The 16,235-nt window shown below is 64.0% G+C and carries 18 protein-coding genes; 8 read left to right on the forward strand and 10 right to left on the reverse strand.

Annotated elements, in window-relative coordinates:
• Window positions 1–34 precede the first annotated feature (34 nt).
• On the forward strand, window positions 35–331 hold the full coding sequence (locus tag BLT98_RS17480; RefSeq protein WP_034782741.1) for a DUF493 family protein: 297 nt from the start codon (window positions 35–37) through the stop codon (window positions 329–331).
• Here BLT98_RS17480 and BLT98_RS17485 read toward each other — a convergent pair.
• Window positions 324–1,523: a multidrug effflux MFS transporter gene (locus tag BLT98_RS17485; protein WP_092609797.1), complete on the reverse strand. Its 1,200-nt coding sequence runs from the start codon at window positions 1,521–1,523 to the stop codon at window positions 324–326. The genes BLT98_RS17480 and BLT98_RS17485 overlap by 8 nt on opposite strands.
• 125 nt (window positions 1,524–1,648) lie before the next feature.
• Between BLT98_RS17485 and BLT98_RS17490 the strand changes: the two genes are divergently transcribed.
• The 4 genes from BLT98_RS17490 (at window position 1,649) to BLT98_RS17505 (ending at window position 5,763) form a co-directional block, all read left to right on the forward strand.
• On the forward strand, window positions 1,649–3,121 hold the full coding sequence (locus BLT98_RS17490) for a MocR-like pyridoxine biosynthesis transcription factor PdxR (RefSeq protein WP_092609800.1): 1,473 nt from the start codon (window positions 1,649–1,651) through the stop codon (window positions 3,119–3,121).
• A 75-nt stretch (window positions 3,122–3,196) separates the two neighbouring features.
• A complete protein-coding gene (lipB, locus tag BLT98_RS17495; RefSeq protein WP_092609803.1) occupies window positions 3,197–3,901 on the forward strand; it encodes a lipoyl(octanoyl) transferase LipB in 705 nt (234 codons plus the stop codon).
• A gap of 39 nt (window positions 3,902–3,940) precedes the next feature.
• Window positions 3,941–4,957: a lipoyl synthase gene (gene lipA / locus BLT98_RS17500; RefSeq protein ID WP_034782748.1), complete on the forward strand. Its 1,017-nt coding sequence runs from the start codon at window positions 3,941–3,943 to the stop codon at window positions 4,955–4,957.
• A gap of 143 nt (window positions 4,958–5,100) precedes the next feature.
• Window positions 5,101–5,763 (forward strand): uracil-DNA glycosylase, encoded by a 663-nt coding sequence (locus tag BLT98_RS17505; RefSeq protein ID WP_092609806.1) that lies wholly within the window; start codon window positions 5,101–5,103, stop codon window positions 5,761–5,763.
• A 68-nt stretch (window positions 5,764–5,831) separates the two neighbouring features.
• On the opposite strand, the gene BLT98_RS17510 is transcribed toward BLT98_RS17505, so the two are convergent.
• Both BLT98_RS17510 and BLT98_RS17515 read right to left on the reverse strand, forming a co-directional pair.
• Window positions 5,832–7,988 carry a TonB-dependent receptor gene (locus BLT98_RS17510; RefSeq protein WP_092609810.1) on the reverse strand — a complete coding sequence of 719 codons (2,157 nt, stop codon included), beginning with the start codon at window positions 7,986–7,988 and terminating at the stop codon, window positions 5,832–5,834.
• A 91-nt stretch (window positions 7,989–8,079) separates the two neighbouring features.
• On the reverse strand, window positions 8,080–8,436 hold the full coding sequence (locus BLT98_RS17515) for a hypothetical protein (RefSeq protein WP_070257894.1): 357 nt from the start codon (window positions 8,434–8,436) through the stop codon (window positions 8,080–8,082).
• A gap of 150 nt (window positions 8,437–8,586) precedes the next feature.
• Between BLT98_RS17515 and BLT98_RS17520 the strand changes: the two genes are divergently transcribed.
• Together BLT98_RS17520 and BLT98_RS17525 are read left to right on the forward strand one after the other, a co-directional pair.
• The gene (locus tag BLT98_RS17520) at window positions 8,587–9,744 is read left to right on the forward strand and encodes a PepSY-associated TM helix domain-containing protein (protein ID WP_092609813.1); all 1,158 of its coding nucleotides are present in this window, start codon (window positions 8,587–8,589) and stop codon (window positions 9,742–9,744) included.
• A gap of 84 nt (window positions 9,745–9,828) precedes the next feature.
• Window positions 9,829–10,251, forward strand: a complete 423-nt coding sequence (locus BLT98_RS17525; protein WP_034782761.1) for a PaaI family thioesterase — start codon at window positions 9,829–9,831, stop codon at window positions 10,249–10,251.
• Between the two features lie 2 nt (window positions 10,252–10,253).
• On the opposite strand, the gene BLT98_RS17530 is transcribed toward BLT98_RS17525, so the two are convergent.
• The 7 genes from BLT98_RS17530 to BLT98_RS17560 all read right to left on the reverse strand — a co-directional run bounded on the left by BLT98_RS17530 (window position 10,254) and on the right by BLT98_RS17560 (window position 15,159).
• Window positions 10,254–10,949, reverse strand: coding sequence for an anti-sigma factor (locus tag BLT98_RS17530; protein ID WP_092609816.1), 696 nt, complete (start codon window positions 10,947–10,949; stop codon window positions 10,254–10,256).
• A complete protein-coding gene (locus BLT98_RS17535) occupies window positions 10,946–11,536 on the reverse strand; it encodes a sigma-70 family RNA polymerase sigma factor (RefSeq protein WP_034782766.1) in 591 nt (196 codons plus the stop codon). The genes BLT98_RS17530 and BLT98_RS17535 overlap by 4 nt, the downstream gene beginning before the upstream one ends.
• Window positions 11,537–11,646: 110 nt before the next feature.
• Window positions 11,647–12,168: a peroxiredoxin family protein gene (locus BLT98_RS17540; RefSeq protein ID WP_092609819.1), complete on the reverse strand. Its 522-nt coding sequence runs from the start codon at window positions 12,166–12,168 to the stop codon at window positions 11,647–11,649.
• 83 nt (window positions 12,169–12,251) lie between these two features.
• Complete coding sequence (locus BLT98_RS17545) at window positions 12,252–12,938, reverse strand: BON domain-containing protein (RefSeq protein ID WP_070257900.1); 687 nt, start codon at window positions 12,936–12,938, stop codon at window positions 12,252–12,254.
• Window positions 12,931–13,527 (reverse strand): phosphoheptose isomerase, encoded by a 597-nt coding sequence (locus BLT98_RS17550; RefSeq protein ID WP_034752465.1) that lies wholly within the window; start codon window positions 13,525–13,527, stop codon window positions 12,931–12,933. Before BLT98_RS17550 ends, BLT98_RS17545 begins: the two co-directional genes overlap by 8 nt.
• Window positions 13,528–13,584: 57 nt before the next feature.
• Window positions 13,585–13,944: a YraN family protein gene (locus tag BLT98_RS17555; protein WP_092609823.1), complete on the reverse strand. Its 360-nt coding sequence runs from the start codon at window positions 13,942–13,944 to the stop codon at window positions 13,585–13,587.
• A gap of 9 nt (window positions 13,945–13,953) precedes the next feature.
• Complete coding sequence (locus tag BLT98_RS17560; RefSeq protein ID WP_081345741.1) at window positions 13,954–15,159, reverse strand: penicillin-binding protein activator; 1,206 nt, start codon at window positions 15,157–15,159, stop codon at window positions 13,954–13,956.
• Window positions 15,160–15,324: 165 nt separating this feature from the next.
• Here BLT98_RS17560 and rsmI point away from each other — a divergent pair, with 165 nt between their 5' ends.
• Entirely contained in the window at window positions 15,325–16,233 is a 909-nt protein-coding gene (rsmI, locus tag BLT98_RS17565) for a 16S rRNA (cytidine(1402)-2'-O)-methyltransferase (protein ID WP_034782777.1), read from the forward strand.
• The last annotated feature ends 2 nt before the right edge of the window (window positions 16,234–16,235 follow it).

Here is a 16,235-nt window from a genome sequence, read left to right on the forward strand (position 1 = left end):
CCGTCTGTTCTGACCGGCACTGATTGGATTTCCCATGCAAACCACCCCACCCACCGAAGTGACGATTCCTCCCAGCGAATCGCTGATCGAGTACCCGAGCGACTTTCCCATCAAGATCATGGGCCCGACGCATGTCGACTTCGCGCCGACCATGCTGGAACTGGTCATCAGCCACGATCCGACCTTCCACGCCGGCCGTATGGAAGAGCGCCCATCGGGCAAGGGCAATTACACGGGCCTGACCGTCACCGTGCGCGCCGTCAGCCGCGAGCAGCTCGACGCCCTGTACATGGCGCTGTCGGGCCACCCGATGGTCAAGATCGTCATGTAAGACATGCTGTTGCCCTGGCGGGCTGGCGTTTCGTCAGCCGCCACACGAGGGCAAAGGCCGCGCTGGCCGCCGCCGTTACCCACAGCAGCGGCTTTTCGCTGCCGTCCGTGATGGCGGCGATGACGGCGCCGCAGGCGGCCGTGATGAGCATCTGCACGAAGAAGAACAGGCCCGAGGCGCTGCCCGCCTGATCGCCATACGGCTGCAGCACGGCCAGCTGGCAGGCCGGGATGGCCATGCCCACCGACACCATCACCAGCAGCATCGGCGCCACCAGCGACGCCACGTGCTGCGGCGCCAGACTACCCGCCAGCAACAGGCTGGCCGCGCCCGCCACATTGATCAGCACCGCCACGCCCAGCATATGGTCGGCGCCCAGGCGCGGTCCCAGTGCGCGGAACAGGCTCGATCCCGCCACATAGCCGCTGACCGTCAGCGCGAACACCAGCGCATACGCGCGCGGCGACAGGTGCATGCCCCTTTGCAACAGCACGGACGATTCCGCGATGAACGGGAAATACGTGCAATACACAAAGCCGATGGCCAGCGCATAGCGCAGGAAATACGCGTCGCCCAGCAGGCGCCGGTACAGGGCCAGGGTATTTCCCTGGGGGACGACGCTGGCCGGCCTGGTTTCCGGCACATACGCGGCGATCAGTCCCAGCGACAGCGCTCCCAGCAGGCACAGCACGCCAAACACGGCGCGCCAGCCGAACGCCGCATCGAGCAGGCTGCCGGCCAGCGGCGCCAGGATCGGCGACAAGCCCATCACCATCGATATTCTCCCCAGCATGCGCGCCTGCGTGGCGGGATCAAAACGGTCGCGCACCATCACCCGGCCGATGATGGTGCCGCTGCAGCCGCCGAACGCTTGCAGCACGCGCGCGGCGATCAGCACGTGGACGTCGGTGGTCACGGTGCAGACGATGCTGGCGAGCACATAAATGCCCGTGCCGGCCAGCAGCACGGGGCGGCGCCCGTAACGGTCGGCCAGCGGCCCGCAAGCGAGCATCGAGACGGCCGAGCCGGCCATGAACAGGCTCAGGGTCAGTTGCAACTGTGCATCGCTGGCGTGCAGGGCATCGGCCATGGCCGGCAGCGAAGGCAGATAGATGTCGATGCTGATGCGCGACAGGCAGACCAGCAGCAGCACGATGCCGCCCCAGGCCCATAAAGCGATTTGTTTCTGCATTGTTTTACACGATCCATGCAAGCGTGCGCCCCGCTGGCGCACCGGAGCGGTGAGAGTAGAATGTTTGTGGTGTAATGCGAAGTGCCAGTCATCAGAAAACTCATTGGACCACTTGGACGATTATCATGCCGCGAGGAAAATCACCACACGCCCTGGACTTGCCTCGTCCCACCAGCTGGCTCGACAAGGCGGGCGTCAACAAGCAGGATGGCGCGTATGAAGCGCTGCGTTCGGCCATCCTGACGAAGATGCTGCCGGCGGGCAGCCGTTTGCCGTCCAGCCGTACCCTGGCGGAACGGTGGGAGTTGTCGCGCGGCACCATTGAAACCGTGTTCGACCGCCTGCATGCTGAGGCGTACGTGACGCGCGTGCCCGGTTCCGGCACGCGCGTGTGCGCCGTCGTGCCGGAACGCTTCTTGATGGCAGGATTTGCGGATGTCACCCCAGCCGGGACATTTTCCGCGCCGATACCTGTGTCCGATACGGGTGTGCGCGACGGCTTGCCCTTCGTGGCGCGGCGCGCCGACGCCAGCCTGTTTCCCATGGCCGCCTGGTCCAAGTGCGCCACGCGGGCCCTGGCCGCCGCCACGCCGGAACAGCTGTGCAGCGCCGATCCGGCCGGCCTGCCCCAGCTGCGCCAGCAGATCGCCGATTTTCTTGCCAAGTACCGCGGCATCCGCTGCGACCCGCAAGACATCGTTGTCACCACCGGCATCCGCCACGCGATCGACTTGCTGGCGCGCAGCATCGTGCGCGATGGCGACAAGGTTTGCCTGGAAGAGCCCGGCTACCCCGCCGCGCGCGCCCTGTTCGTCCTCGCTGGTGCCGTGCCGGTGGACATTGCCGTCGACGCCGAAGGCATCGATTGCGCCGCCCTGGCCGCGCATGCGGACGCCAGCCTCGCGTATGTGACGCCGGCGCACCAGTCGCCGCTGGGCGTGACCATGTCCGTCACGCGCCGCCTGGCCTTGCTGGAATGGGCGAACGACAGCGGCGCCTGGGTGGTGGAAGACGATTACGACAGCGAATTCAATTACCAGAGCGCGCCGCTGGCAGCCCTGAAGGCGCTGGATCAGTACCAGCGCGTGATTTACTGTGGCAGTTTCAACAAGACCCTGTTTGCCGGCCTGCGCGTGGGCTTCATGGTGCTGCCGCCCGCCTTGCGCCCGCAGTTGCTGCGCACCCTGCAGTTGACGGGCAGGTCCGTGGGCGTGACGGAGCAGCTGGCGCTGTCCGCCTGGATGGAAGACGGCGCTTTCGTGCGCCATTTGCGCCAGGCGCGGCTGGCCTACAAGGAACGGCGCGACCTGCTGCTGGCCTGCCTCGAGCAGACGGCTCCCGGCCGCTACGCCATTTCCGGCCAGCAGGCGGGCTTTCATTGCGTGCTGTGGCTGCCGCCAGGCAGCGACGAGCGGGCATTTTGCGCGCGCGCGGCGCAAGAGGGACTGGCGCTGCAGCCGCTCGGCGATTTTTGCCATAGCGCCAAGCTGGCGCCGGCCGTGCTGCTCGGCTACACGGCCCTGAATGCGGCCCAGATACGCCATGCTGCACAAAAATTGGGCAGATTGCTGCTGTTGCCAGAGTCCGTCCCGGAATGAAACGGCTGCCTGGCTTATAATCACGGCTTCGCCGCAGCGTCCGCAGGGCGCCGGCAGCTGATTACAGAATCCGTCATGACCACCACCCGAACCGAACCGGCGCTGATCCGCGAGCTGGGCCGCGTCGATTACGAGCCCACCTTTGCCGCCATGCGCGCCTTCACCGACGCGCGCACGACGGAGACGCGCGACGAATTGTGGATCGTCGAGCATCCGCCCGTGTTCACCCTGGGCCTGGCTGCCGACCGCGGCCATTTGCTGGCGGGAGCTGACGCGATCCCCGTGGTGCAGACGGACCGTGGCGGCGAAGTCACGTTCCACGGTCCCGGCCAGGTGGTGATTTACCTGCTGATGGACTTGCGCCGCAACAAGCCGGGCGGCAAGCTGTATGCGCGCCAGTTCGTGCATAAAATCGAGCAAGCCATCATCAACGTGCTGGCGGCGTATAATCTCGCTGGCGAGCGCATCGATGGCGCGCCTGGCATCTATCTTGCCGGCGGACCAGACAAGGGTGCGAAGATCGCCGCGCTGGGGTTGAAAGTGCGCGGCAACGGCTGCACCTACCATGGCGTATCGCTCAACGTGGCGATGGACCTGGCGCCGTTTTCCTGGATTAACCCGTGCGGCTATTCCGGCCTGAAGACGGTGGACATGCGCAGCATGGGCGTCGTGGTGCCGCTGGCCGAGGTGCAGCGGGCCCTGGCCCATGAATTGACCGTATTACTCGATGTAAGCGAAGCAAACAGCGCCGCAGGCGCGCCTCAGGCAGCGGATGCCTGAGCAAACAAACCAAACTTTGCCCCTCAAGGGCTTGCAGCCATGACTTCTGAGACCATTTCCAGCACCGCCCCCGCCGCTACTGCCGCTCCCGCGTACAACCCGAGCGAAAAGCAAAAAGGCGCCAGCAAGACTTCGCGCATCCCGATCAAGATCATTCCGATCGAGCAAGTCGAGCGCCTGAAAAAGCCGGACTGGATCCGCGTCAAGGCCGCCTCGGCATCGACGCGCTTCTATGAAATCAAGGACATCCTGCGCGAAAACAAACTCGTGACGGTGTGCGAGGAAGCCAGCTGCCCGAACATCGGCGAATGTTTCGGCAAGGGCACGGCCACCTTCATGATCATGGGCGACAAGTGCACGCGCCGCTGCCCGTTCTGCGACGTCGGCCATGGCCGCCCGGACCCGCTGGACAAGGAAGAGCCGGCCAACCTGTCGAAAACCATCGCCAAGCTGCGTCTGAACTACGTCGTCATCACCTCCGTCGACCGCGATGACTTGCGCGACGGCGGCGCCGGCCATTTCGTCGAGTGCATCCAGCAAACGCGCGCCCTGTCGCCGAACACCCGCATCGAAGTGCTGGTGCCCGACTTCCGTGGCCGCCTGGAAAAAGCCCTGAACCTGTTCAAGGATGGCTTGCCTGACGTCATGAATCACAACCTGGAAACGGCGCCGCGCCTGTACAAGGAAGCCCGTCCCGGCTCCGACTACATGCACTCGCTGAAGCTGCTGAAAGATTTCAAGGCCATGTACCCGGACGTGAAAACCAAGTCCGGCATCATGGTGGGCCTGGGTGAGACGGACGAGGAAATCCTGCAAGTCATGCGCGACATGCGCGAGCACGACATCGACATGCTGACCATCGGCCAGTACCTGGCGCCATCGAACAGCCACTTGCCCGTGCGCCGCTACGTGCATCCGGACGTCTTTAAAATGTTCGAGGAAGAAGCGTACAAGATGGGCTTCACCCACGCTGCCGTGGGCGCCATGGTGCGCAGCTCGTACCACGCGGATGAACAGGCGCACAGCGCCGGCGTGGAATCGGCGCTGAATTTCTAAGCACCTTGTGCTGTATCAAAGCCGCCCGCTCGCGCTGGCGGCTTTTTTTTTGCCTGTTCGAATCGTATGTGCCTCATCCGGCCGGGCGTCCTATACTGGCATGCTGAAAAAGCATGATTGACGGATAAGTGATGAGGTGAGGCATGGACGTACGCATCGACGCATCGTGGAAGGCGCGGCTGGAGGGCGAGTTTGCCCAGCCTTACTGGGAACGCCTGGCCGCCTTCGTGAAGGAAGAGTATGCGGCAGGGCCGTGTTGTCCGCCGGGGAAAACCATCTTCCGGGCGTTCGACCTGACGCCGTTCGAGCAAGTCAAGGTGGTGATCCTGGGACAAGACCCGTATCACACGCCCGGCGCGGCCATGGGCCTGTGTTTTTCCATTCCCGAAGGCAAGCCGCCGCAGCCGAGCCTGCAGAATATCTTCAAGGAATTACATAGCGACGCAGGCGTGGTGCGCACGCGTACGGATTTGTCCGATTGGGCCGAGCAAGGGGTATTTTTGCTCAACAGTGTGCTGACGGTGCGCGCGGGCACGGCCGGTTCGCACGCGGCCAAGGGGTGGGAGAAATTGACGGACAGCGCGATCCGCCACCTGTCCGCCGAGCGCGAGCACCTGGTTTTCATCCTGTGGGGCGGCTACGCGCAAGCGAAGCGCAGCCTGATCGACCCCGGCAAGCACCTGGTGCTGGCGGCGCCCCATCCGTCTCCCTTGTCGGCAAGCAAAGGTTTCTTTGGCAGCAAGCCATTCAGCCTGGCGAATGCTTACCTGCAAGCGCATGGCCAGGCGGCCATCGCCTGGGGATAATTCCTGGAACCGTACGGCAACCGACAGCGGCAGGCGTTGCTCCCTGCCGCTGTCTTCGCGCGTAACTCTTAGAAGCTTGTCGACAAGCCGGCATAGATGCTGCGGCGGGCACCGTACTGCGGCGCTCCCACGCCCACGCCGGAACCGTCGCGCAGCAGATACGACTTGTCGAACAGGTTGATCAAGGCCAGACGTCCCTCGACCTTGCCGACCGGCGTATTTTTCCACGTGTGCGTAAGCGCCGTGTTGACGGTGAAATAGCCGGGCAGATGGCCGGAATTCGGTGCGCCGCCGTCCGGGGTCATGCGCAGGCCGCTGCCGTAAAGGAAGTCAGCGCTCACTTGCGAATCGCCAAAGTGATAATGGCCACCGCCCGATAGCGTGTATTTCTGGTCATGATCGAGGTAGACATAGTTCTTGCTGATGTAGTTCAACTCATCGGCGCCAAACAGGGCCTGGCCCGAATTGATGTTGCGGCCCTGCGCCTTTTGCGTGCTGGCGTTGAGGAACAGGCCCCAGTTTTTCTCGCTGTAAATGGCCGACAATTCCAGGCCCTTGGCGTAGCCATCCGCATAGTTGAATGGCGTCAGGATCAGCGCCTGGCCGAACTGGCCTTCGTCCAGCAGATTGTTGATCTTTTTATAGTACACATCGGCCGTCACGGTCAGTTTCGCATTCACCTGGTGGCTGATGCCGACGTCGTAGTAGTGCGTGCGCTCGGCCTTGACGTTGTCCGACTGGCCGATTTCCGGCGCATTCGTCGTGTTCGCATACAGGTCGATGCTGCCTTGCGCCGCCAGTTCCTGCGGCGGCGGCGTGAAGTAGCGCGAATAGCCGGCGTGCAGGGCCGTGCCCGGCGCCAGTTGATACGCCAGGTTGACGCGCGGGCTCCATTGCTGCTCGCTGGTGTAGGCCGAGACCTTGTCGAAGCGGGCGCCATAGTTCAGGGTCAGGGGTTTACTGATATGCCATTCATCCTGCAGGTAGAAACTGGCCAGGGTGCCCGTCTTGCCGCTGTTGTCCAGTACCGTGATGGGTGTGGTGGACGTTTGCGCGCCGTCCAGCGCGGGGAAGACAGCCACCGTGTTGTCGCTGGTCGTCTTCTGGCGCGTGTAGGCCAGGCCCGCGCGCACGGTGTGGTCCTGGTGCAATTTGTAGCTGATGTCGAACTGGGCGCCCGAGGCGCTGTTCGCGCGGCGCGAGTCCGATGCCACGCCGTTGTAGATCAGGTCGCCGATGGCGTCCGGTGTGAAGTGCAGTTCCGAATACTGGTGGAAGGCGGAAACCTGGTAATTGAGGTCGCCCAGGCTCTTTTGCAGCGACAGCACGAGGAAGCGGTTCACTTCGCGCTGGTTTTCATTCAGCTGCGACGACGGGATACTGGACGTGCCCGCCTGCGCATCGCTGTGGCCAGCCAGCGAGAAGCCCGGCGCCTGATCCGGATTGTTCGGGATCTGGAAGCGGCCGTTGTAGGTGCCGAACATGGCGCCCAGGCGCGTATTGTCGTCGAGGAAATACGACAGGCTGCCGAACGATTTGTTCTGGCGCGTCTTGTCGTGCAGGGCGCTGCGCGTGTCTTGCGGGTTTTCCACGCCCAGGGAATTGCCCAGGTAGCTGCCGGACAGGTAGTAATTGAACTTGCCCACGCTGCCAAAAAATTCGGCACTCGGTTCCACATGGTCGTGGCTGCCGACCATGATGCCGATGCGCCCGCCAGGGCTCAAGCCGCCCTCCTTCGTTTCGATGTCGACAATGCCGGCCGTGCGCAGGCCGAACTGGGCCGGCAAGGCGCCCGTCATGAAATCCGTCTTGTCGATCAAACGCGTATCGATCGACTGGCCGAAGCCGCTGATGCTTTCTGGCAACTGCACGCCATTGATGCGGTATTGCACGTTGGCATGGTCGTCGCGCACGTGCAGGGCGCCGGAACCCTTAGAATCCTGCGATACGCCCGGCAGGCGCAGCAGCACTTCATTGAATGGCGTGTTGTCGCCCTGGCCCAGCATGTCGACCATGTGACTGTCGATGCTGTAGATGGTGGTGCCGACTTTCGGCGACAGCTCGATGCGGGCGCTTTTCAAATGGGCGGAGGTGACTTCCACCTTTTGCATGTCTTGCGGTGCGGTATCGGCACTGGCTTCGGCAGGCTCGGCGGCGTGGGCGGAAAAGCTGAACAGGCTGGCAAGGGCGAGCGACAGCGCGCTCAAGCGTGGTGTGTGTTGCATGGTGAACCTCGAAAATAGTCTACGCCAGGCAGCCCGGCGCGCATGAGGACGCGGCGGTGCAGCCTGAAAAAGGATAAAAACAGCGTGGGAACTACAACGAGGCGGCAGGCGGGCCGCGCACGGGCGGCAGGATGAGGGCGGCGATGGGTGCCAGGGTGGCGGGCGCCAGGGCCAGCAGGCGGTACGGCAGTAATTGGGCGGGCGGCTCGACGATGGCCGGCGGCACGGCGATGTCGGCCACCTTGTCGATGACGGTGGCGCACAGCGCGCACTCTTCCGCGTCGAGGGTCGTCTTGTGCAGGTGCGAGGCGGCCGTCGACAGCAGGAACACGAGGGCCAGCGCGCTGAACAGCGCCACGCATAGCCGCCACGGCGTGCGCGCGAGGGCGGCGGCACCGTGATGGGCAGGCTCGCCGTAAGGCGTGCGGGTGGGCTGGCGGGAAGACATGGGCGCATAGTAGCAAGAAAATCGCCCCGCTGTCAGCGCTTGTTGCAATTCATTTGCGCTGCGTGGGCAGGACAGAATGCCAGCTGATAATGATTTTCACTCCGGGCCTTTCATGCTATCGTTTCGCAGCCCAAATTTCCCAAAGTTTCCATGTCGCAACGTTCGATCAAGTGGTTGTTTGCCAAGCTGCACCTGTATGCGGGCCTGTGGTTTGGCGCCCTGTTCGTCCTGTTGGGCTTGACGGGGTCCGCCATCGCCTGGATGCCGGAACTCGATGCCTGGCTCAATCCCACACTGTTGCAGGCGAGTACGCCGGCGCCTGGCCAGGTGTTCCAGGTCACGCCGCGCACGCTGCAAGCCGTGGTGGACGGGCTCACGGCCGACCCTGCCTACGGCAAGCCGAGCCAGCTCAATCCACCGGCCGATGCGCGCGACGTGTACGTGGCCTCATACCGCCAGGCGGGCACGCCATCGCCGTTCAGCCAGGCCATCGTGCGCCAGGTGATGGTCGATCCCTACACCTTGCAAGTCAAAGGCGAGCGCGACTGGGGGCGTTTCGGCCTCACGCGCCCGCTGCTGATGTCGGGCATGTTTCATCTGCACCGCTATCTGCTGTCGGGCGACGCGGGCAAGACCATTACGGGCATCTCGGGCGTGATGCTGCTGCTGATGGCCTTGAGCGGCATCTATCTGTGGTGGCCGCGCCTGCAGTGGCTGGCGCTCAAGCGCGCCTTGACGGTGTCGCATGGCGGCTCCTGGCCGCGCTTCAACTATACGTTCCACAAGGCAGCCGGTTTCTTTGCCGCGCCCGTGCTGGCCATGCTCGCCATTTCCGGCATCTATTTCAATTTGCCGCAATTGATCGTGCCGCTGGTGGCGCTCGTGTCGACGGTGCCGGACACGGCCAAACTGAAGAATGTGCAGCAGGACGGCGCCGTGCTCGATGCGGGCCAGGCCATGGCCGCCGCGCAGAAGCTGTATCCACAGGCGCGGGTGTCGCGCATCGTGCTGCCGGCGAAAAAGGACCAGCCGTATGACGTGCGCGTGCGCCAGCCCGGTGAAATCGCCCACGGCGACGGCGCCACGCGCATCACCCTGGATGCGCGCAGCGGCTTGCCCCTGCGCATACGCGACCCCTTGCGGGCGCCGGCCGGCGACGTTTTCCTGGGCTGGCAATTCCCCCTGCATTCGGGCCAGGCGTTTGGCGCGGCCGGGCGCGCCTTCATTACCGTCTTCGGCCTGATGCCGCTGCTGTTCATGCTGACGGGGACGCTGGTGTGGTGGAAACGGCGGCGCGGCCGGAAATAAGCGGCCGCCAAACCGATGCGGGGAAAGTTGCTATCATCATAGTATTTTCCGGCGGATCCCGGATTCACCCGCACAAGGACCAGCATGAGCAATCCCGAGATTACCGTAGCAATGTTGAATGAACGCGGCACCGGCCGCCTGCCCGGCCACCTGGGCATCGTCATCACGGAAGTGGGCGACGGCCAGCTGACGGCGGAATTGCCCGTGCTGCCGCATTTGCTGGCGCCAAATGGCTATCTGCACGCGGGCAGCGTGGTGACCCTGGCCGACACGGCTTCTGGCTATGGCTGCATCGTCAACCTGCCCGAGGGCGCGAGCAATTTCACGACCATCGAACTGAAATCGAACCACCTGGGCACGGCCCGCGAAGGCACGCTCACCTGCACCGCCAAGGTTGAGCACAAGGGCCGCAACACGCAGGTGTGGGATGCCGTGGTGAAAAGCAAGGAAACGGGCAAGACGATTGCCCTGTTCCGCTGCACGCAGATGATTCTGTATCCTAAATAAGACTAAATTTTCACCCAGTTACCCTTGTACAAGATTGGTCCCGTCGGTCCGTTCGGATCGGGCGAACCGCCTTTCGGCTCCAGGGTGACGGCCAGCAGGGCCACGTCGTTGCCAATGGCGCGCTGGGACAATGCCAGTTTCACGCTGCCCTTGTCGGCCAATAAACCCAAGGAGCGCGGGTTGCCGCTCTTCGGCACGGCCCACAGTTCCAGGTCACGGTCAGCAGGCACGGGCGCGTTGCCCACCATGCGCACCTCGAGCGCGCCGTGGCGGCTGTCGGCCGTCAGCAGCAGGGCCGTTTGCGCTTTCTCGTCCGTCAGGCTGGCGACATAGCTGATCTGCGGCGCGTCCATCACGCGCGTGGCCACGACGATGACCAGCAGCGCGGCGATGGCGCTCGACGCCATGCCCAGCGAACGCCAGAACGACAGCGAATCGCGCCACAACGACCAGCCGCCCTGCGGCGCCAGGTGCAGGCGCTGCTCGATCTGCTGCCACACGCGTTTGGGCGGCGCCACGGGCGTGGCAAATTCCGCCATCGGTTCCAGGCGCTGGCGCCATTCGGCCGTGATATTGCGCAAGTCGGCGTCATTGTGCAGCCAGCCTTCGAAACGCCGCCGCGCGCCCCCTTTCAGGGTGCCCAGCACGTATTCGGACGCCAGTTTCTGGCGCAGCACGTCATTGCCTCGGATATTCATGATGCCTCCCGTTTCGCCAGGCACGTGCGCAGCCGTTCCAGGCTGCGGCGTATCCAGGTCTTCACGGTGCCGATCGGCAGCGACATCTGCTGCGCCACTTCGCTGTGCGACAGGTCGTGATAGAAGGCCAGGGCGACCACCTGCCGGTGCAGCCCTTCCAGGGCGGACATGCAAAACGCCAGCGCCTTGGCGTCACCGCTCAGCTGCAGCGACTCGATCGGCGTGGCCTGGGGATCCCGGAGTGCATTCATGACTTCGCTATCAAACTGTTCGGCATCGATTTCCACGGTATCGTCGCTGCGCCGCAGCACATCGAACGCCTTGTTGCGCACGATGGTGGCCATCCAGGTCATCGGCGCCGCCAGATGGCTCTGGTAAGTGGCGGCATTGTTCCAGATGGCGACGAACCCCTCTTGCAAGGCTTCTTCAGCGAGCTCTTGCTTATGCAATATACGCAGCGCGAAGCCAAACAGTTTCGATGAGGTGGAGTGATAGAGCTGGCGGAACGCGGTGGCGTCCTTGTTGCCGGCGGCAAGCAGCCAGGTTTTCAGTTGCTGCGGGTCGAGCGATTGGGCGGCTGGGGACACGGCTGGCCTTCACAAGGTGAGTGGAAATCACACTTGGGAAGGTTATAACAGTTTGGCAACACTTGGCAACAGGGTTTTGTGCGGTGTAGAGCGGGTATTTTTGCGTTGGATCAACCGGCGATGGCGGTTTCCAGCAGCTTGTGCAGTTCCGCGAATTCCGGCTTGCCCACATAGCGCTTGAGGATCTTGCCCTGCTTGTCGAGCACGAAGGTGGTGGGCGTCAGGGCCACGTCGCCGTAGGCCTTGGCCGCCTCGCCCGTCACGTCGAGCGCCACCTTGAACGGCAACTGGCGCGTTTCGGCGAAGTTCAGCACGTAGTTGGCCGGATCGTATTTCATGGCCACGGCCACGAATTCCAGTCCCTGCCCCTTGTACTTGTTGTAGGTATCGACCATGTCCGGCATTTCCGCCACGCAGGTGGTGCACGAGGTAGCCCAGAAATTGACCATCACCACCTTGCCGCGCAGGCTGGCCGAGGTGATTTTCTCGCCATGGATGCCGTGGAACGTCACGTCCGGCGCGCTTTGCTTGTCATTCAGCGACAGGTAGGCTACCGCCGCCACGCCCGCCACGAAGACGGCGATCAGGGCTGGTTTGATCCAGGACTTGCTTGCGGATGGCGAAGTTGACATGGTTTTCAATAGAGTAGCGCTACGATGCGTCCATTATAGACGCATCATCAGTCTGGCGCCGTAGGCCGGATGGGGGATGCCGCTTATTGCTGGACCGTGTCGCTGGCGCTGCTCGTCGTGCGTGCTGGCGCCGGATCGGGTTGCAATTGCTTCAGTTCCGCTTCCGAAATGTAGTCGAACAGCTTGACCACTTTCTGCACGCCGCCCACGCCGCGCGCCACGTCGGCCGCGACCGTGCCTTCGCGCTGGGTGACTCTGCCCATCAGGAAGACGGTGGCGTTCTCGGTGACGACCTTGAACGAGGCAGCCGAAATGGTTTTCATGTCGACCAGGCTGGCCTTGACCTTGGTGGTGATCAGCGCGTCGTTCGAGCGCGAGGTGTAGCTGGCCGGACCGGCGATGATCAGTTCATTGGCCACCGATTCCACGCCCTCGATATTGCGCACTTCGCGCTCGACGGCATTTTTCATCGCTTCATCGCGCACTTCGCCCGTCAGCAGGACGCGGCGGTTGAAGCTGGTGACATTCACGTGGCCCACGTCGCCGACGATGGAGGGGATGCGCGACTCGCCTTTGAGGGCGATCGACTTGTCTTCGGTCTGCGCGCCCAGGGTGCGGCGGTCCGCTGCGGCAACGCCGCCCATCACCGCGCCGCCGACCATCAGTTCGATGCAGCCGGTGAGCGAGGTGAGCATGGCGCCGCACAGCAGTGCGGTGGCCAGCGGGCGTTGTACGCGTTTCCAGCCTGGGCCAGTACCGAATTTAGTCATTCACGTCTCCTCCGAATAGGGCGACATCGATGCCGTCGCAGATGCAATGTATGGTGGTCAGATGGACTTCCTGGATGCGCGCCGTGCGCTCGGCCGGCACGCAGATATGCACGTCGGCGTCCGTCAGCATCTTGCCGATGGCGCCGCCGTCCTTGCCCGTCAGCGCCACGACGCGCATTTCGCGCTCGAGCGCCGCTTCCACGGCGGCCATCACGTTGGCCGAATTGCCCGACGTGGAGATGGCCAGCAGGATGTCGCCGGCCTGGCCGAAGGCCTGCACCTGCTTCGAGAAAATCTCGCGGTAGCTGTAGTCGTTCGCCACGGCCGTCAGGATCGACGTATCCGTCGTCAGCGCCAGGGCCGGCAGCGGAAAGCGCTCGCGTTCGAAGCGTCCGACCAGCTCGGCTGCGAAATGCTGGCAGTCGGCGGCGGAACCGCCGTTGCCGCAGGCGAGGATCTTGTTGCCGTTGGACAATGCATAAAACATCAGGTCGATCGCCTGCGCAATGGGTTGCGCCAGTACGGTAGCGGCCTGGATCTTGAGTTCGGCACTTTCGTGGAAGTGCGAGAGGATGCGTTGATTATTCATAGTCTGCCGATTATAGTGCAGGCGCGCGGCATGGCGGACAAGCACTGTTAAAAATGCTTACATATCGAGGATGTTCTTCAGCCAGCTGATGCGCCCGCCATCGATGGCCAGCGCGTCGAAGCGGCACGGCGGCAGCGCCTTTTGCCCCAGCAGCCAGGTTTGCGCGGCCACCACCATGCGCCGCTGCTTGGCCGGCGTAATGCTGGCCAGGGCGCCGCCGAAGGTGGGACTGCTGCGTAGCCGCACTTCCACGAAGACGACCGATGCGCCATCGCGCATGATCAGGTCCAGTTCGCCGCCCTTGCACAGATAGTTACGTTGTAGCAGCACCAAGCCTTGCAGCAGCAGATACGCGAGCGCATCGTCTTCTCCTTGCCGTCCCCGTGCCTGTTTATTCTGGAACGGCAGGGGTGGCATGGCGTGTCCTTATTGGGCCGGCGGCACGGCGACAGGCGCGGCCGGCGGCCAGGTACCCAGCACGCCCTGCTGGTAGGTGGCGGCCTGTTCCGTGCGTTCGAACACGCTTTGATCACCCTCGAAGCGCACGGCCAGGCGGCCCGTCACGCCATCAAGGGTAAATGGCGCGTTCGGGCGCAGCGCCACTTCGCGCGCCACGCGGAAGGCATCGATGCCCAGCGCGTACAGGCGCTCCATGTCGGCCGTCAGGCGGGTGTCGGCCGGTTGCGGCGGCTGTGGATAGACCATCACTTGTGGATGGTCGCGCTGGACTTGCCACGGCAAGTCCAGCAGGCGCGCGCCGTCGAGCTCGGGGCCGCTGGCGCCGCGCCCGGCGCCGGGATTCAAGGACGAGGTGCCATACAGGGGCAAGTCGCCGCCGATGGCCACGCGCAGCTGGCGCGCCTGGTCGGCGTCGAGCGCGGCAAACAGCAGTCCCGGCGGCGTGGCTGCCAGGCGCGCGCGCAGTTGCACCAGTTCGGCATCGCTCAGGTAGCCATTCGTGGCCGTCAAGTCCATCGTCTCGATCTTGCCGCCCTGGCGCAGCCATTCCTGCTTGAAGGCGGCGCTGATGCGGCGCTGCGAGGGCGATCCGGCCGACAGGACCAGCGCGCTGGCACCAGGCTGTTCGCTGGCGGCCCAGGCGGCGACCTGGCGCGCTTCCGCCTCGATCGACAGGCCCATCACCAGCAGCTTGGCCGGCAGGCGCGCCTCGCCGCGGTTGTCCGGGTGGTTCAGGGCGATCGTCGGTTTGCGCACCAGGTCGCTGTTCGCCACGGCCGTGACGGCCGAGCGCGACAAAGGCCCCACGACGATGTCCTGTTCCTCCTGTGCTTGCGCAAACTTGTTCAGGACGTCGCTGCTGCCGTCGCCCGTGTCGATCACCGTTACTTCAAAGCCGCTGCGGTCGCGCTCGTATGCGGCCATGAAACCGGCGCGTAGCAGTTCGGCGGCCGGACCCAGCGAAGCCGAGCGCAGCGGCAGCAGCAGACCGATGTGGTGGGCCTTGCCATCGGACGGTGCCGGTGCCGTGGCGGCCGGCATGTCTTGTGGCGTGCCGGTCGCCGGCTTGGTATTGATGGGCGCCAGCGGGGCGCCATTGCCGTCGTACGCGGTGATATCGGGCACGGCCACGGCAAACGTCACCGGTTCGGGTGCGGGCGGCTTGGGCGGCACGGGCGGTGGCAGCGGCTTCGGTGGCGGCAGCGCCCTTGTGTTAGATTCAATAGGCGCGCACAATTGCCCGGGCGCGTCGCAAGGCGTGCTGCAAGCGCTCAGCATGCCGGTCGCGGCACAAACAAGCAGTAACTTCACACTATTAGCAAGCATTTAACCTCCAAAATGACCGTACAAGAAATCAGTTCCATCGCCAGCCTGCCCATCATGACAGAGGCGGCGCACCAGGTCTATCCTATCGCAACATTGTATATAGTGGCCACGCCGATCGGCAATGTGACCGATATCAGTCTGCGCGCGCTGCATCTGCTGAGCCTTGCCGACGCCGTCGCCTGTGAAGATACGCGCAACACGGCGCACCTGCTGACGCGCTTTGGCCTGAACAAGCCGTTAATTGCGGCGCATCAACATAACGAGCGCGAAGTGGCGCAGACCCTGATTGCCCGCCTGCACGCCGGCGAGCGCATCGCCCTCGTTTCCGACGCGGGCACGCCGGCCGTTTCCGACCCCGGCGCGCGCATCGTCGACGCCGTGCGCGCGGCCGGCCTGCGCGTGCTGCCCCTGCCCGGCCCTTCGGCGGCGATTACCGCCATTTCCGCCAGCGGCTTGTTGAATGACCAGTTTTACTTTGTCGGCTTCCTGCCGGCCAAGGCCAAGCAGCGCGAAAACATGCTGCACAGCCTGCGTGGCGTGACGGCAACGATGGTGTTTTACGAGGCGCCGCACCGCATCCTCGATTGCGCCACGGCCCTGGTGGAAGCGTTCGAGCCGACGCGCCAGGTGGTGTTCGCGCGCGAACTGACGAAACTGTTCGAGGAAATCCACCGCTGCCCCCTGTCCGAGGCGGAGGCGTGGATACGCGCCGATGCGCACCGCGAAAAGGGAGAGTTCGTCGTCCTGCTGGAAGGCGCCACGGAAGCGCAGGACGCGGAAGACGTGGAAGCGGAACGCATCCTGAACATTTTATTGGCCGAATGCAGCGTCAAGCAGGCGGCCAATCTGACGGCGCAGATCACGGGCCGCAAGAAAAACGCCCTGTATGAACGGGCGTTGCAGTTGAAGGGGCAGGAATAAGC

The organism is Janthinobacterium sp. YR213 (assembly GCF_900099875.1).
Taxonomy (GTDB): Bacteria; Pseudomonadota; Gammaproteobacteria; order Burkholderiales; family Burkholderiaceae_D; genus Janthinobacterium; species Janthinobacterium lividum.

Bases quoted from the DNA above. Each gene is read 5' to 3' on its own strand.
- BLT98_RS17555 (WP_092609823.1), bottom strand. From the start codon at position 13,944: ATGCCACCCCTGCCGTTCCAGAATAAACAGGCACGGGGACGGCAAGGA.
- BLT98_RS17530 (WP_092609816.1), bottom strand. From the start codon at position 10,949: ATGAATATCCGAGGCAATGACGTGCTGCGCCAGAAACTGGCGTCCGAA.
- BLT98_RS17480 (WP_034782741.1), top strand. From the start codon at position 35: ATGCAAACCACCCCACCCACCGAAGTGACGATTCCTCCCAGCGAATCG.
- lipA (WP_034782748.1), top strand. From the start codon at position 3,941: ATGACTTCTGAGACCATTTCCAGCACCGCCCCCGCCGCTACTGCCGCT.
- BLT98_RS17540 (WP_092609819.1), bottom strand. From the start codon at position 12,168: ATGTCAACTTCGCCATCCGCAAGCAAGTCCTGGATCAAACCAGCCCTG.
- BLT98_RS17490 (WP_092609800.1), top strand. From the start codon at position 1,649: ATGCCGCGAGGAAAATCACCACACGCCCTGGACTTGCCTCGTCCCACC.
- rsmI (WP_034782777.1), top strand. From the start codon at position 15,325: ATGACCGTACAAGAAATCAGTTCCATCGCCAGCCTGCCCATCATGACA.
- BLT98_RS17550 (WP_034752465.1), bottom strand. From the start codon at position 13,527: ATGAATAATCAACGCATCCTCTCGCACTTCCACGAAAGTGCCGAACTC.
- BLT98_RS17545 (WP_070257900.1), bottom strand. From the start codon at position 12,938: ATGACTAAATTCGGTACTGGCCCAGGCTGGAAACGCGTACAACGCCCG.
- BLT98_RS17485 (WP_092609797.1), bottom strand. From the start codon at position 1,523: ATGCAGAAACAAATCGCTTTATGGGCCTGGGGCGGCATCGTGCTGCTG.
- BLT98_RS17520 (WP_092609813.1), top strand. From the start codon at position 8,587: ATGTCGCAACGTTCGATCAAGTGGTTGTTTGCCAAGCTGCACCTGTAT.
- BLT98_RS17510 (WP_092609810.1), bottom strand. From the start codon at position 7,988: ATGCAACACACACCACGCTTGAGCGCGCTGTCGCTCGCCCTTGCCAGC.
- lipB (WP_092609803.1), top strand. From the start codon at position 3,197: ATGACCACCACCCGAACCGAACCGGCGCTGATCCGCGAGCTGGGCCGC.
- BLT98_RS17505 (WP_092609806.1), top strand. From the start codon at position 5,101: ATGGACGTACGCATCGACGCATCGTGGAAGGCGCGGCTGGAGGGCGAG.
- BLT98_RS17525 (WP_034782761.1), top strand. From the start codon at position 9,829: ATGAGCAATCCCGAGATTACCGTAGCAATGTTGAATGAACGCGGCACC.
- BLT98_RS17515 (WP_070257894.1), bottom strand. From the start codon at position 8,436: ATGTCTTCCCGCCAGCCCACCCGCACGCCTTACGGCGAGCCTGCCCAT.